This window comes from Granulicatella balaenopterae, assembly GCF_900111135.1.
Taxonomy (GTDB): Bacteria; Bacillota; Bacilli; order Lactobacillales; family Aerococcaceae; genus Granulicatella; species Granulicatella balaenopterae.
Genome location: NZ_FOGF01000019.1, coordinates 1 through 16883 on the forward strand (window position 1 = coordinate 1; position 16883 = coordinate 16883).

Here is a 16883-nt window from a genome sequence, read left to right on the forward strand (position 1 = left end):
ATTTACGGTATCTCTTTGTACGTAAAAGTTGGTCATAATTCTTTCTTATCAGACTAACAAGCTCATTACCTGCTTTGCGTATCTTATCAGAAAGGTTTACAACTTTAAGTACATCAGAATAAGGCATATCGGTCTCAACGACCAAAATATGCCTGTCAGAAAGTTTATGATATTTTTTCAGAATTTTGTTGTATTCTTTGTCAATCATGGCTTTTCTACTCCTCAATATACTTAATTACTGTAAATACATGCAAGGTTTTCAAGTTCCTTTTTCCACTCGGCTGGGATGGAAATATGGATTTGTATGTTATCTTTTTTAGGTCGTGCCATTATGGCCATTCCCTTTCTATATATATTATATATGTTTATTATCTGCTATTGTCAAGTAAAGAGAAGCCGCTTTCATCCCACACGCAAGCATATGGGTTTTCGCCGCAAATTTATAACTGTTGCTAATCCCTTCCTAAAGCTATCTTTCGTTCCTAATAGTTAGGAAAGAATTATGTTATTAGTCTAAGTCTAACAAGTTTCCGAAACAAAATAAATACTCCCAAGAAAGTTTTGGGAGCGTTTTTATTGGTGATACGTTGACGAAAAAACGACTGATTATAGTAATATACTATAAACAGTCGTTTTCTAGGTAAATTTTTATTTGTTGGTTTTAAAGCTCAACCTCACTCATACCAGTTCATGAAGTGCTATCAAATCAATTGATTATCCATTAACATTTCGTGAATGGTTGTTCCTTCTATTTTTTTGAGAGCTGCTTTGAGTGCCAATCTTTGTGATAATGGAAGTGACATTTCAGTAATCTTTCGGCCATCAAGTAAATGATGAGTTACTTGTAATAAGATGCGAATATCGTATTGAGAGGCAAATACTTCAGGCACTCCCCGATCTAGTTCTAATAAGGTATAGACAGCTTCCATTGCCGTACGTACAGCATATTCAGTGGTAAATACCGTATCATTTGGTGTTTCTACATGTTCGCCAATAAAAGCAAAGTTCTTAGCATTATCTACTACCACTTTCGGACGATCATCAACATTACGAACCATGAAATAACTAGTTACATATGGCATCATACAAGGAATTGTGACAGCGTGATTTTTAGCTAAATCATCAATTTTTGATACTGGTACACCAATATGGTATAACCATTCTTGACAGATTTCTTCACCGGTACATTCAGCCATTGTTTTTTTGATATAATCGCCCTTTTCATTAGAAAATAATCCATATACCCACGCAACAATTTCATTAGGTTTTTGTACTTTGAAATGCGGTTGACGGCTAACAGTCCAACTCATAAGCCATGAAGAATCTTTAGCTGTTATTGGTCCACCTGTTACAATCTTGCCATTATATGGGTCACGTCCAGTTAATTTTTCAATATATTTAGGGATTTCACGATCAATACAAGTAATCGTAGCTGATTCCCAATTTGAGCCTGATACATCACCATAAAATTTCTTAGGATTCCCAAATTCTTTACTTTGATGTGCAATATTTTCCCATAATTGCCATGAAGCACCAATCCCTTCTGGTACAACTGCTGGATGAGTCTGGTCACCAAAGCCACTTTGGTCAGTATTAGACCCCAAAGTAATGAATGCTAAATCTTTTTCTCCTAATACGATGGATTGTTTATCGTCAGCTTGTTGATAGACTATACGGGTTGCTCGTTTTTTAGCACCTTCTAAATTAAATTCTACATTAGTCACCGTTGCATCATAAATAAATTGAACCCCTTTTTGTTGTAAATAATGTTGAAGTGGTAAAATTAATGATTCATATTGATTATATGTTGTGAATTTCAAGCAAGAGATATCCGTAATTTTATGTGCGTGGTGAATATATCTTGTTAGATAGCGACGCATTTCGATTGCACTATGCCATTCTTCAAAAGCAAACATCGTACGCCAAAAAGTCCAAAAATTCGATTCAAAAAAGTCTTTTGTAAAAACATCGGTAATTTTTTTATCATTCAAATCTTTTTCTGGAGTCATTACTAATTCTGCGAGTTCTAAGACGGCTTTATCTGATAATCCAAATTTGTGTAATGTATGCGCATCACGCCCTTGCTTTTCGGTCACACGAATAGGTGAACTACTTGGATCGTCCATATTTAAATAATAAAATTCATCTAATACTGTTTGATCAGGATTTTTAAGGGATGGAATTGAACGATATAAGTCCCATAAACATTCAAAATGGTCTTCCATTTCACGCCCACCACGAATGATATAACCTAATTTTTCATCTTTAATCCCATCGCAACCGCCACCTGCTAACGGTAATTCTTCTAAGATAGTAATATTCTCACCAGGCATTTGGCCATCTCGAATCAGAAAAGCTGCTGTCGCTAAACCTGCTAGACCGCCACCAACAATATATGCCTGATACTCCTCAATTGCTTCAGGTTTTCTTGCCTTCGCAAAAGCTGCATAGTTACCATTTGTATAAAACATACTTTTTCCCCCTATCTTTTTACACTATTATTTTCTTTACGATTTTATTATATCATTTAGGAAAAAAATGTAACTTAACAAACCATAAGGAGTGTAAAAATTCATTTGACAAGGGAGGTTATTTGTCAAAAGATTGATAGATTAATCTGCTGGAATTTTAGTAGGGCTTTTTTAAAATCACCTTCAATCATAAAATTAACTTTTTCAGCAACTTCTACGGGAGGTTCGTGCATATTTTTTCGAATCCATTCTAAAGTAATCGCATTAATTGCTAAGGTGTAAAAGTTAGCAATATAAGCGCATTGTTCATCAGTAACCGTTAACCCCTTTGATTCATGTTCCACTACTTGGATAATATATTGATATAAGACCCGATTCATAAATACTTCAACATATTCTCTTTGCACAGACTGATAGGTATTCATAATAATATTCTGATTCTTTTTAGCCCATTCCATTAAGTGAATATATCCCATTTGCCATGTATCAATATCGGTATAAGCCATTAATGCTTTATCTGTTTCTTCCATAAAAAACCATTCAACCATATCATATATATCATCAAAGTAGTAATAAAAAGCCTGCCTTGAAACACCACACTTTTGCGCTATATCGGTAACGGTAATCTCGTTTAATTCTTTACTTTTAAGCATTTCAAGCAATGTATTCGTAAAAATCTGCTTCATATTTGACATAGTAGTACCTACTTTCACTGTTTATTCTTCTTTCAAATATTGTCTATCTAACGCCTTTACAAATGGATAATAGACTAGACATCCGAGCGCTAGCTGAACGATTTGGCATAAACCACCCTTAATACTTGCGGTTGCTAACCAACCGGAAAAGAAAATCGGCGTGGTCCACGGAATTGAGACGCCGATTGTATAAGGAACTAAGCCTAACTTCATTGCGCTTGCTGCTAATGTAACATTCATCACCGGTACCATGACAAATGGAATCATTATCAAAGGATTCAAAACAATTGGTACACCAAAAATCACCATTTCATTAATGCCAAAAATACCTGGCAAGAGACTGATTTTAGCAACTTGTTTGAGACGTTGGGATTTAGCGCTTGTAAATAAGACGATGACTAATGCCAAAGTACTGCCCCCTCCACCAAAATTACCAAAATAAGCACTAAAGGCACCGGTGTAGATATTGGGTAGCGGCTGTCCTGCTTGATAGGCAGTTAGGTTTTCAACTGTTTGCGCTAGGTGAATCGGCCCGAAAATAGTGTCGGTAATCGCTGGACCCGTGATACCAAAGAACCAGAAGAGACTCGACAAGAATTGATAGATTGGTTCAAATAAAGCCGTCCGACCAAGAGCTAAGAGTGGCGCTTGCAGTAAGTTGTGGCTGATTTCTGCTAAATCGTGATAAGGCGTTACCGCTAATAGCTGACGCAAAACTAAAAAGCTGACTAAACAGATACCAGATGGAATGAGATCGGTCACTGAATGAGCGACTCCCGGTGGAATCCCCGGCTTGAGTGTGAGTTGCCAACGTTTTTTCGTTGTGTAACTTAATAATTCAACTGAAGACAATCCGCAGAGCATCGCCATAAAAAGACTATTGCTATTGAGTTGACTGATAGAAAAGCCGATAAATGCCTCGCCTGCTTGATTGGTATAATCAGGATGAACTTGCTGGGACATGAGCAAAAAGACAACTACCGCTAAGGTTGCACCCGTAAAAGGATCAATCTTCTTCTCGCGACTATAAGCATACCCTACACCAAATGCAGCCAGTAAAGCAATCACGCCATATGTTGCTTGAATCAATGGTGTAAAAAAATCTTGCCAATTTTGGGAAAAGATTTGCGCCATCAATTCGGCATATCCCGGCACTGGGAAATCTCTAATAATAATCAATAATGATGTCACGATTAATAATGGTGTACAAGCCGCAAAACCATCACGTAAAGCAAGTAATACTGGTTGGCGACTAGTTTTTTCGGCAATTTTTTCTAAGACTTGATGCATGTGACCCCTCCTTTTTGATAAGGCTTTCAAGATTATTGTAGCAAGCTTTTTCGACAAAATAAATACTCCCAAACAAATTTATTTGGGAGTAAATGGTTTTATTGAATATTGTCATCTAAGGTCTATTCTACCACGGCATCGGCTACGGCTTTGGCAACAACTCCTGCGACTTCTTTATTCAGTGGTGAGACGATAATATTGTCACTCGCCAATTCTTCATCTGGTATCATACTAGCAATGGCGTGGGATGCGGCAATCTTCATCTCATTGGTAATCGCTGTGGCACGTGCAGCTAAAGCTCCTTTGAATAATCCTGGGAAGACTAAGACATTATTAATCTGATTTGAAAAGTCTGAGCGTCCTGTTCCAACGACACTAGCCCCAGCTTCTAAAGCGATGTCTGGCATAATTTCTGGGACGGGATTAGCTAGAGCAAAGATAATCCCATTATTCATTGATTGCACCATTTCAGGCGTTACGAGATTTGGACGTGAGACACCAATAAAGACATCAGCATCTATTAAGGCATCTTTTAGGAGACCGGTTTTTTCGTCTTGATTTGTGACTGCCAACATTTCTTTTTGGGCTGATGTTAAATGTGGATCCTCAGCTGAAATAATGCCATTGATATCACATAGAGTAATATTGCCGAAATTCATTTTGATTAGGTGTTTGGCAATCGCTATTCCGGCTGCTCCTGCTCCATTGATGACGATTTGTAAGTCGCCCATACTTTTACCGGTTACTTTAATGGCATTTAATAGTGCAGCTGCTACAACAATTGCGGTACCGTGCTGATCATCATGAAAAATTGGGATATCGCAGACTTCTTTTAGACGGCGCTCAATTTCAAAGCAACGTGGCGCTGAAATATCTTCTAAGTTAATGCCACCGAAACTTTTTGAAATTAGCTGAATGGTACGTACGATTTCATCGGTATCTTGCGTATCTAGACAAATCGGAAAGGCATCAACATCAGCGAATTCTTTAAATAGCGCACATTTACCTTCCATAACTGGCATACTGGCAGCTGGTCCGATATCGCCTAATCCTAATACGGCACTGCCATCTGTAATCACGGCTACTAAATTATTTTTACGAGTTAATTGGTAAGCTTGTTCGGGATCTTTTTCAATTACACGGCAAGGTTCAGCAACGCCTGGGCTATAATAGACGGCTAAATCTTCTTTGGTTGTAATCTTAGCACGCGAGATTACTTCAATCTTTCCATGAGCTTCTTTGTGTAATTCTAGGGCTTTTTGATAAATATCCATCTACTTTTCCTCCTAAATCATCTGTTCTGGTTGGCAAATTTGTTCGAATTCTTCGGCAGTTAGGACATTTTGTGCTAAGCAGGCTTCTTTTAAAGTAAGTCCTTGTTGGTGGGCGTACTTTGCTACTTGTGCTGCTTTTTCATAGCCAATTGTTGGGCTAAGGCAAGTCACTAACATTAGCGAATTCTGTAAATTTTCCGTCATTTTCGTTGGATTGGCGTCAATCCCTGTGACGCAATGCTGGTTGAATGAATGCATACCATCTGACAATAGACGAATCGACTGCATCATATTGTGAATTAAGAGTGGCATATAGACATTCAATTGGAAATTCCCCTGTGAAGCTGCAATCGTAATCGCAGTATCATTGGCCATCACTTGAACAGCAAGCATGGTTAGTGCCTCACATTGGGTTGGATTGACTTTACCAGGCATAATGGAAGATCCCGGTTCGTTAGCCGGAATAACTATCTCGCCAATACCGCATCTTGGGCCACTCGCTAAAAAGCGAATATCATTAGCAATCTTCATCAGACTAGTTGCCAAGACTTTTAAGCTACTATGCGCAAAAGCAACACTATCCTTACTACTTAAAGCTTGAAATTTATTAGGTGCTGGCTTGTATGGTGTAGCGGTTAATTGGGCAATTTTGCGACAGATGACTTGGTCGAAATCTTCTGGTGCATTAATTCCCGTACCAACTGCCGTACCGCCAAGTGCTAATTGGTATAAATGCTTGGAACTTTCAATGATCATTTGTTGAGCTTCTTCTAACATTGCTCTCCAAGCACTCACTTCTTGACCAAATGTTAAGGGCGTTGCATCTTGTAAATGGGTGCGACCAATTTTAATGATGCTTTGGTATTTAGTTTCTAATTGCTTAAAACTTTTCATAAGCGCTTCAAGTTCTGGTAATAATTGCTGGTTAATGGCACTTAATGAGGCAATATGCATGGCTGATGGGAAGGTGTCATTGGAACTTTGCGACATATTAACATCATCATTTGGGTGCAAGACTTTTGCGCCAGCTAGTTGATTGGCTCGATTAGCAATTACTTCATTAACATTCATGTTCGTTTGCGTACCGCTACCTGTTTGCCAGACTGATAGTGGGAATGCTTCATCATGTTGTCCCACAAGAATCTCGTCAGCAACTTGGGTGATAAGATTGGCTTTTTCTGGTGACAACTTACCACATTCAAGATTGGCTAGTGCGGCTGCTTTTTTGATTAAGGCCAAAGCATAAGCGACTGCTAACGGCATTTTTTCGCTACTAATTTGAAAGTTTTTAAAGCTTCTTTGGGTTTGTGCGCCCCATAATGCATCGGCTGGGACTTGGACTTTTCCTAATGAATCCTGTTCTATTCTATATTCCATTCATTACACCTCACTATTATTTCGTTAATAATTGCTTGCCTGAAATTCCAGGTCTGGTCATTGTTTCTGGATTTAAGATGATGTCGATTGATTCTGTTGATAATAAGTTTTCACGCTTAATTAAGCTCTTAACAGTTGCACCAGTATAGATAGCTTCTTTGGCGATGTCAGCTGCTTTTTGATAGCCAATATGTGGGCATAATGCAGTAATAATCCCAACACTATGTTCAACTAACTGCTGGCAACGTGTTTGATTGGCTAGAATGCCGACAATACAATTATGGTTAAAGGTATTAATCGCATTCGTTAAGGTACTAATTGATTCAAATAATTTATAGAAAATAATTGGTTCAAAGGCATTTAATTCTAACTGGCCTGATTCGACTGCAAGGCTAATTGTGGTATCATTGCCCATAATATTAAAAGCTACTTGATTGACAACTTCTGGGATGACGGGATTGACTTTTCCGGGCATAATTGACGAACCATTTTGTTTAGCAGGTAAAGTAATTTCACCAAATCCTGTTTTGGGTCCTGATGACATTAGGCGTAAATCATTTGCCACTTTTGATAGAGAAATTGCGCTACTTTTAACGATTGCTGAAGCCATTGTAAAAATATCTAAGTTTTGAGTAGCATCCACTAAATCAACGGCTTGTACTAATGGCAATTCAGTTAATTCAGCAAGGATTGGTACGACTTCTTTCACATACTCTTCATCGGCATTAATCCCTGTCCCAATCGCTGTCCCACCTAAGTTCACAACCATTAATTCTTGACGAATATATTCCAAACGCTTAATATCACGTTCAACAGCTGAAGCATAAGCAGCAAATTCTTGACCCAAACGAATTGGCACAGCATCCTGCATTTGTGTTCTACCCATTTTTAAAATGTCTTTAAATTCAATTGCTTTTAATTCCAATGTCTGTTGAATAGCTTTTAACTCAACGATTAAATCATCAATTAAGAAAATAGTCGCAATTTTACCAGCTGTTGGAATGACATCATTAGTAGATTGGCCATAGTTTACGTGGTCGTTCGGATGTAGGTATTGGTACTGACCTTTTTCATGACCTAATAATTCAAGACCACGATTGGCGATGACTTCATTTGCGTTCATATTCATTGACGTCCCCGCCCCACCTTGGATTGGATCAACAATGAACCATTCATGTAATTCACCTGACAAAATCTCATCACAAGCTTCTGTTATCGCTTTCATTTTTTTGTTATCTAATAAACCTACTTTAGCATTTGTCATTGCCGATGCTTTTTTTACATAGGCTAAGGCGTTAATCATTTGGTCATTAATGGTACGACCTGAAATTTTAAAGTTTTCAAAAGCACGTAAGGTTTGCACGCCATAATAGGCTTGTTGGTCAATATTTTTTTCACCGATTGAGTCGGCTTCGATACGGTTTAACATTTGTATTCCCCCCATTTTCTCTTTACATCTTCATTATAAAGAGCTTTCATGCTATAATCAAATACATATAAGACTATAAATACTATAACTTTTTATCTATATTAGGAGGGCGAAAAATGTTTTCAGGTATGCATTATGTTTATCAAGTTTATAAGGAGAAAAGCTTCTCCAAAGCGGCACAAAAACTCTATATTTCTCAACCATCATTAAGTGCATCGATTAGAAAAGTTGAAGAAAAAGTTGGCTATCCCCTATTCGACCGCACTACCAAACCAATTAGCCTAACTCTCTGTGGCAAAAAATATATCCAATCCGTCGAACAAATCCAAGCCATTGAACAAGAATTTACGGATTATTTGAATGACTGGCAAGAAGCAAATATAGGTCATTTAACAATTGGTGGGACGAGTCTTTTTTGTTCGCTAGTCTTCCCTCCATTAATGGCTAACTTTACGCAAAAATATCCCAATATCGAATTAACTTTGATTGAGGATAGTACGGCGAATTTGGAACAAATGATCTTAGATGGTACGATTGATATTATCTTGGCGAATGATCAATTAGATGAAAACTTTTTCGCTTCTAAATTATTTTCACGTGAACATTTATTATTAGTCGTACCGAAAGATTTAGAGATTAACGAAAAACTAACTGACTATCAACTGGTTTGTCGTAAGAATCAAGCACTTAATGTTGAAGCTGTCTTACCAATTGATTTAACACTTTTCAAGGATTTACCCTTCATTTTATTAAAGCAAGAGAATGATTCACGCAAACGTTCGATTGAATTATGTCATTACTATGGCTTTGAACCAAAAATCTTATTCGAAGTTGATCAACAGTTAACCTCTTATATGATTGTCTCATCTGGTTTAGGAATTGCCTTTATTGGTGAATTATTGATTTCTAAATTGCCTATTTCAGATCGTTTCGTCTATTATCGCCTAGCACCAGAATTCTCGCAAAGGAAAATTAACTTCTATTGGAAAAAAGGTAAATATATCAATCCCGTAATGAAGAAATTCCTAGAAGAAGCTCAACTTTAAAAATAAATACCACAAAATTTGTAGGTAAAAAAACTCCCTCGCCTAAAAACGAAGGAGTTTCTTTATTTATCATTAGATTAATCCTAAGAAGTGTTGGAAGGCTAAGGTAACAAATGTGATTCCAGTCCAACAAGATAAGCCAAGTAAAATTGGTTTACCGCCTGTTTTGACTAAATCAACGATATCACTATTAATCCCAATCCCTGTCATCGCCATAATAATCATGAATTTAGATAATGTTTTCATTGGTTTAAAGAATGAAACGTCCACTCCATAACTTACGGCAACTGTTGTGATGATTGATGCTAATACGAAGAATAGAATAAATGTTGGGAAAGCTTTTTTTAGTGAGAATTTGCTTGCTCCATTTGTTTTCTTGGCTTCCATCATCCCTAATACTAATGTGATTGGAATAATTGCTAGGGTTCTTGTTAATTTTACCATTACAGCTTTATCTAGTGTTTGTGAGCCTAGATTCCACATGCTATCCCAAGTGGCTGCAGCGGCTGTTACTGAAGATGTATCATTGACAGCAGTTCCGGCAAAAATACCGAATGCGTCACCTGATGTTGTGCTAAAGCCAATTACTTGTCCTAAGATTGGGAACAAGATAGCCGCAATAACATTAAATAAGAAAATAACCGAAATCGCTTGAGCAACCTCACTATCATCAGCATCAATAACTGGTGCTGTTGCGGCAATCGCTGATCCACCACAGATTGATGAACCGACCCCAATTAAAGTCGCAATCTTAGTTGGAATATGCATTTTCTTTTGTAATAACCATGCGATTACTAATGATGTTGTAATGGTTGAAATAATGATTGGTAATGATTCACTACCAGTTTCTAAAATAACGTGTAAGTTCAAACCAAATCCTAAAAAGATTACTGCTAATTGTAAAATATATTTAGATGAAAACTTAATCCCTGGTTCAAACAATCTTCCTGGTGACCAAAATGATCCCAATGCCATCCCAATCAGAATCCCAAATACTGGGCCACCAATAACTGGGAAGTAGCTCCCTAATTCATAAGATACTAGCGCAATTACTAAACATGCTACTACGCCAGGTATTTTTTCTCTAAAATCACTCATACGTTTTCTCCTTTTAATAAAAATTTATTATTGATTACTCCATTACTTTACCTTATTTTTACGATAAAATAAAATTATTATTTATTATCTTATGATAAAATTTTCTTATCGATAAAAACAAACCCCACAACACACAAAAAGCCGCAAAAGTTAGCCAACTAACCCTCACGACTTTCATAAGTTTATTAAATTCTAAAGACAAAATAGCTTTACTGGAAAAATATTTTCCTTGTGCTATGATATTGGTAGTAGAAAAAAGTGAACGGTGGCTACGAATGGATTGGAGGTGGTTCTTATGAATCTAAGTGCCAAATCTAGGAAAGGAGTAGTCCTTTGTCAACTTTCGAGTGTTTAATGTTAGTTTTGGCCTCTACTAGCCTAATCGTAGAGTTGTTGAAATTAATACTGGACCTCATAAGTTTATTAAATAAAGTCGACAAAAAATAACCGTTCTCTTACGCTATAGGATAACGGTTATTTTTTAACTGAATTCCTAGCCACCGTATTAACGGTTTCTACTAGGGGATGTGTATCAGCACATCCCTTTTCGCTTTTTATTATAGCATAAATAGAAATTGAATGGCAAACGAAATCAAAATAGCTGTCCTCACGCTAATGAGAACAGCTATTTTTCTTAATGAACTATTAATTCGCCACTTTCGTCCACTGTTATCCCCCAGGCTTCTGTTATTGCTTTGGATGGATTTTGTTGAATGGATTCAGCGTAAACATCTAATTGCATCTCTTGTGGTAAATTTTTGCTTATTGTCGCAAATCTAAGCTCTTTGCCTGGTGCAACTGGCTGTTTGTAATAATAGATTTGCCCATCTAGAATCCAATCATCTTCTAAATTGATGAACTCTTTCATCTGTTGACCTGGTTCTAATGTTAAGCTTTGATCACTATTTTCTTGATAAAGCGCACAATGAACTCGCAAATAGACGGCGACATTGCCGGTATTTTTCACCATAATCTGATTATTATTTTGACTAACAAGTGGTTCAACAGTGGCTACGACTAAGTGATTGCCGAGATCTGATTTCTTTTGTAGATAGGCAATCGTTTGGGAAGTTGTCATAACGAGCGTCACGCTTACAAGTACTAATAGGAGGTATTTCAAATTACGCTTCATCATGACAGTCACTTCCTTTCTGCTTGTTTAGTTGCCAGTTATGGTAACCTGAGAACCATTTATTAGTGTAATCTGTTTTATCGATGGTGATTTTGGCACGTTTTTGCAGTGATAATGTTACTGGATACCTCACCTCATCAGCTGAAGTTTCAGTGTGATTGCGCCAATTCCATTTGGTATTATCACTAATCGTATAACTGCCAAGTGGTAATTTAACGGTGGTGGTTCCTGATTTTTGCTCGCCATCTTGTGTTAAGTGAATCGGAATGATATTGCAGTCATTGAAACTTCCCTCGCCTTCTGAAGCCTGCTCTAGGTAGACAAGATAGGTATCCGAGGCATCAGGCGCCGACACCGTGATGTCCACCCGCCCATAGAAATGATGGGTAGCCTGACCGTTTTTGTCGGTTGGCACACTACCTTGGCTGACTTCAATAATCGTTTGGTCTTTTGCTTGTTGATCGCTAGCTATTGTTACGTCGTCTTCTTGGTTATCGATTGGCTGTTCAGGGTTCAATTCACTTAACTTGTCCTCTGGTTGCGCTGTTTCTGAATCATTAGTATCGGTTAAATCATAAGCATACATTTTAGTATTTAATTGTTGAATAACTTGCGTATTTTGATACGTTTTTTCTAAAACTGTTAAAGTAATCGCACTCTGTTGATAATCTTCCTTAAACAAGCCTGTTAATAAATTACCTTCTGTGTCTTGCGTTAGACCAAATTGAATGTTATCAGTATAAAATTTTTCGTTATGACTTGCGGTAACCTCCATGATTTTAGGATAAATATCCATATTTTGGGTAATCTTTTTATCTTTAAAATCCAGCCAAGTAATTGAGTTAGGTCCACTTTTCCAAACCCATTCAACAAAATGTTGATTTCCAGTTAATTTTTCAATGATTTTTAACACAGCATCTTTATCGATGAAATATTCTTGCGTTCCATTTTTTTCAACAAAGGAGCGACTTTCATTCACAACGCTCGTAGTATATATGGTATTTCCAGCTAAATCATGATAACGAATCGTCCAGGCTTTTTCATAAATGGCGGTATACTGTTGGTCGCTAAAAACATTGGTAACGTGATGGGTTAACTCTTTGGAAACCTCTTTATCTTTCGTCACCCAACCACTAAATTTATAGCCAGGATATTCTTTCGCTTTTACCGTTAAAGTACCTTTTTGCGATGGTTCAATCCAACGATAGTCATTAGGATTTTTGCCATCATTTTGGATGATTTGATCGATATTACTTTGAACTGTGATATTGCCTTTTACAAAGATTGGGTCTAAAACCAAATTCCGCTGCATCACGGTGTCTCTTGTAACTAAAGTATCGGCTAATTGACTTGCATCATAATCCGCCTTACTTGCAAATTTGTAGCTATCTCGTTTTTCATCAGTCCAGCCCACAAAGCAAGACTTTTCGATATTTGAAATATGTTGATAATCTGGTTCTATGTCAATTCCTAATGGTTCGCCATAATTTCTGACAATGACTTGTTGCTTAGCATCATCATCTAAATTAAAAATGGCAAATAATGGTGAGTAGATACTTGTGAAGGTGTATGATTTACCTGCTTTGACTTCACCAGTGTAGCTATACTCATTTTCCTCTTTTTCTAACTCTAAAATTGTTGTTTCACCATCAACTTCGCAAAGTACACGCACAAGGCGATAGGTACGATTATCTTTGGTATTTGTTTTAAATACAGTTGTCTGATTATCTTCTGCTGTTAAAGTGATGGTGCGATAATTTGGTTTGCCTTCGATTGGCGCTAATGTGTATGTTGGTTTTTTGGGCTTGTTAATCGACTCTGGCAATTGAACTGGTTCGATATTAGTCGTCGTTGTGATATCGTATTTGGCATAGACCGGATATAAATCGATAGTCGCAGTTACTAAGTCTTTGGCAGTCACTAAATACGGTGTAATCCGTTCAATATTTTGTGTGCAATACTTTTCTTCAGTATTATACAAATAGTTCCAGATAAATGAATCCGTTGCTACCTCACTGGAGGATAACCAACCTAGGAATTGATAGCCTTCCCTTTGCATAGATTCATTACTTGGTGAGGCAGGACTTGTAACAGACGTTTGGATTTCTCTTTCTGTGTCATAAGTTATTTCGTCTACTAGTCTATCCTTATAATAATGTGGATAGGTATAATCGTATGTTTTCTCTTGTTCTAGCAACACTGGGTCTTGGTATCTTCTTAATATTTCTTGCTTTCCACCATCAGTTTGATGAAAATAAATAGTAGTCGTTACCATCGCACGTGCTTTATATATCTTAGTAGAGTTAAGCTTTCCAACGTCCATTACATTGTCTTCATAAGTCCATGCTCTACCTAGATTTTCTCTCTCTAACGTCCAAAACTTGAACTGATATCTATCAAATGTCGTATAAGTAAATGTTCTTCCTTCATCTATTGAGGTTGTTATCTTTCCTGCATCTGGAAAGTCTGAGTCTGCATAGACGCTTAGCTTATTCCCTTTGTTCTCACTATAATTATGTGAGTATACGTCTTTTGGACCGGTAATTTTACTTTCTGTTAGATTATCCAAGCAAGCCTCATCTTCTGTTTTGTGATTTTGATGTTTTGTACCCCAGTGGATAATGGTTTCATCTAAATAGCTTGGTTCTTCTAGTTTTATTAGTTGATCCTTATAATTATGCCAAATGTCTTTATATTTATAAGACTCCTTATCTAGCCCATCTTGGTGATAAGTTTTAACCCAATAGGATACTTGATATTGGTATCTAGCAATATATCTCACTTCTTGGCTAATGTCTGCTATTTTGAATTTTTCCTGACGACTGACGCAGATTTCTCCGCCATCGATTTCCTTGTACCAGCCTTTAAAGCGATAGCCTGCTGGAATTTGCCCTCCATCGTAGTCGACATCAATATACAATTCGTCGCCTGCTTTTTTGACCTGGGCTTTTCCTAGACCCGTTCTTATAGCAGGCGTATCTTCATCATGTCCTTCAATTTCTATTTGAACATTGGCAGTGGCGTCGATATAGATTGGGTACAAATCCATTGTTTTACGTACTAAATCCTCGTTTTGATAATACTCGCCCTGTCTTTTGATGGTGGCTAATTTATCGGAAGTGATGGCTTTATATCCTTTACCGTCATTTGATAACGTTGTCCAACCGTAAAATTGTGCTTCTCCTAGGTCGTCTAATGGTGGTTCTACTAAATTTGTTTTATAACGGTGCCATTGTTCTTTAATGATTTTACCCTCTACATCATGATAGCTGACTTTTCCTTCAACAGCCGCTACTACTAAATCATTATCTTTTACACCAATTGTTGCGGAATGTTCGGTTGCGACTGGTTTGGTAGAGGTTATCTCACGTAATAAATCAGTTGTTTCGACATGATGCTTTTGTACCATTGCTTTTTGGTGCCAGCCTTCAAATCGGTAGCTATTATTTAAGTGGATATCAACTTTTATTGTTTGGTCGGTCTTTGGATGAAGTCCTTGAACAGCAAAGTCATAACATGAATCCGTTGCTACTTTTTTATGCGTTAACATGGTTGCATCGATCGATACACCGGCTGCATTTGGAAAGTCAAAAGTAGCCGCAACACTGTGTCCATGTACAGGTATCCCTAGTTCGTAATCCATAACCCATTTATTGTAGAAGTCTTTTTGGGAGATATTTCGTTTCTGGTTGCCAATAAAGTCAAAGTCCCTATCTTCCCAGAAATTCACATCCTTATATAAATCATCGCTTAAAACCTTACTCTCCTCGCAATCATATTGACTTCCCACAGCATAGGGTTGGTACCCACTTTTTATATCACTTAGTCTAAAATAGGAATCCTCAATCACATTATTTCCCTTAACATATTCTACAATCCCACTTATATGAACATTTGGTTGAATAATCGGTATCACTAAAACGGCATTATATTGCGTTGAATAGATATCCCCTGCAAAACTACAGCGTTCTATTCTTCCATTTTTTAGTTTGCCGGTAATACCTCCTCCAAAACCAACAATCCCTGCTCCGACAGAAACATAAGTAGCCGCATAAAAACTCACTTCAGCTGTGCAATAACAATCATAAAAATTCGCTCCCTTTGCTCCTCCTGCAATTCCTCCTGCAAAAAGTTGTTTTCCTCCTAAGGCTCCTATTGCTACATTGTGAACATTAGAGACATAAGACATTCTTCTTCCATCTTCTGTTGTATATCTACCATCATCATTTTCATATATTATGGGGTTTCCTTCGTCTTTATAGGTGGTTCGTGCTCGGCAATAAATAATATCGGAGTTTTCTGCTAATCCAACCAGTCCACCCATATACATGGCATCACCACCAACCCCTGCAACTGCTTCAACAACGGTATTATGAACTCTTGTACCCGCAATTTCGCAATTATATAAGGTTGAATTAACTGAATAACCAACAATTGCCCCACCTGTAAATCCTCCATTGGTAATTAAGGAGACAATATTATTAGCTGTCTTAATATTTAAGTCGGAATCAATTACCGAAATATTTTCTATAATGGTATCATTGGCATAACCAACAATAATCCCCCCTTGATAAATACAACAAATCTGCGCATTCAAAACGGTCAAATTTTTAATCGTAGCACCTTCTGTCCAAGCAAACAAACCACTATTTGGACTTGGAAAGAAGAACTTCACATAGTTTAATCCACTAATCGTATGACCTTGACCATCAAATGTCCCGCTAAATGCTTGTTTATTATTTCCAATCGTTAAATGGCTCATTTCATAGTCTTCACCATATTGTGGAAAATGCTCTTTTATGTATGTATTAATCTCTTCTAAAGTCAAATCTTCTAAAGAAATATCATTCACTAAGACAATAGTTTGTCCCTTAAAATCTTCTTTTTGACTACGAATGACAAAATTAATATAGTCTTCTTTCGTTGTAATCGTTATATCTGCTGTTGAATTTTCTGCTTGCTTTACGCCCATAGAAAAAACAGGCGTAAATTGAGATAGTGTCATATTGACCACTAAAATGATGGCAATTATTTTTTGCATCATTTTTTTAGTTTCTGACATAAATATCAC

Annotated in this window: 12 protein-coding genes; 2 read left to right on the top strand and 10 right to left on the bottom strand. The window is 37.0% G+C overall.

Annotated features, from left to right (window positions below; translation table 11 throughout):
• The 7 genes from BMX09_RS05405 to BMX09_RS05435 form a co-directional block, all read right to left on the bottom strand.
• The coding region (locus BMX09_RS05405; protein WP_218138923.1) for a hypothetical protein at nucleotides 1-208 on the bottom strand (208 nt) is incomplete at its 3' end.
• 493 nt (nucleotides 209-701) lie between these two features.
• Nucleotides 702-2471 carry an oleate hydratase gene (locus BMX09_RS05410; RefSeq protein WP_089746684.1) on the bottom strand — a complete coding sequence of 590 codons (1770 nt, stop codon included), beginning with the start codon at nucleotides 2469-2471 and terminating at the stop codon, nucleotides 702-704.
• Between the two features lie 125 nt (nucleotides 2472-2596).
• On the bottom strand, nucleotides 2597-3166 hold the full coding sequence (locus tag BMX09_RS05415; RefSeq protein WP_089746685.1) for a TetR/AcrR family transcriptional regulator: 570 nt from the start codon (nucleotides 3164-3166) through the stop codon (nucleotides 2597-2599).
• Between the two features lie 21 nt (nucleotides 3167-3187).
• On the bottom strand, nucleotides 3188-4456 hold the full coding sequence (locus BMX09_RS05420) for a PTS sugar transporter subunit IIC (protein WP_089746686.1): 1269 nt from the start codon (nucleotides 4454-4456) through the stop codon (nucleotides 3188-3190).
• Between the two features lie 122 nt (nucleotides 4457-4578).
• The gene (locus tag BMX09_RS05425) at nucleotides 4579-5730 is read right to left on the bottom strand and encodes an NAD(P)-dependent malic enzyme (RefSeq protein ID WP_089746687.1); all 1152 of its coding nucleotides are present in this window, start codon (nucleotides 5728-5730) and stop codon (nucleotides 4579-4581) included.
• A gap of 12 nt (nucleotides 5731-5742) precedes the next feature.
• Nucleotides 5743-7107, bottom strand: a complete 1365-nt coding sequence (gene fumC, locus BMX09_RS05430) for a class II fumarate hydratase (RefSeq protein ID WP_089746688.1) — start codon at nucleotides 7105-7107, stop codon at nucleotides 5743-5745.
• 16 nt (nucleotides 7108-7123) lie between these two features.
• Complete coding sequence (locus BMX09_RS05435) at nucleotides 7124-8542, bottom strand: aspartate ammonia-lyase (protein WP_218138924.1); 1419 nt, start codon at nucleotides 8540-8542, stop codon at nucleotides 7124-7126.
• A 110-nt stretch (nucleotides 8543-8652) separates the two neighbouring features.
• On the opposite strand from BMX09_RS05435, the gene BMX09_RS05440 reads away from it, so the two are divergent.
• Nucleotides 8653-9582 (top strand): LysR family transcriptional regulator, encoded by a 930-nt coding sequence (locus BMX09_RS05440; RefSeq protein ID WP_089746690.1) that lies wholly within the window; start codon nucleotides 8653-8655, stop codon nucleotides 9580-9582.
• Between the two features lie 72 nt (nucleotides 9583-9654).
• Here the strand turns inward: BMX09_RS05440 and BMX09_RS05445 are convergent, their stop codons facing one another.
• On the bottom strand, nucleotides 9655-10680 hold the full coding sequence (locus BMX09_RS05445; protein ID WP_089746691.1) for a YeiH family protein: 1026 nt from the start codon (nucleotides 10678-10680) through the stop codon (nucleotides 9655-9657).
• 333 nt (nucleotides 10681-11013) lie between these two features.
• On the opposite strand from BMX09_RS05445, the gene BMX09_RS10455 reads away from it, so the two are divergent.
• Nucleotides 11014-11127: a putative holin-like toxin gene (locus BMX09_RS10455; protein WP_407645252.1), complete on the top strand. Its 114-nt coding sequence runs from the start codon at nucleotides 11014-11016 to the stop codon at nucleotides 11125-11127.
• Between the two features lie 187 nt (nucleotides 11128-11314).
• Here the strand turns inward: BMX09_RS10455 and BMX09_RS05450 are convergent, their stop codons facing one another.
• A complete protein-coding gene (locus BMX09_RS05450; protein WP_143054381.1) occupies nucleotides 11315-11758 on the bottom strand; it encodes a hypothetical protein in 444 nt (147 codons plus the stop codon).
• Nucleotides 11759-11801: 43 nt separating this feature from the next.
• Complete coding sequence (locus BMX09_RS05455) at nucleotides 11802-16874, bottom strand: right-handed parallel beta-helix repeat-containing protein (RefSeq protein WP_089746693.1); 5073 nt, start codon at nucleotides 16872-16874, stop codon at nucleotides 11802-11804.
• Between the last annotated feature and the right edge of the window lie 9 nt (nucleotides 16875-16883).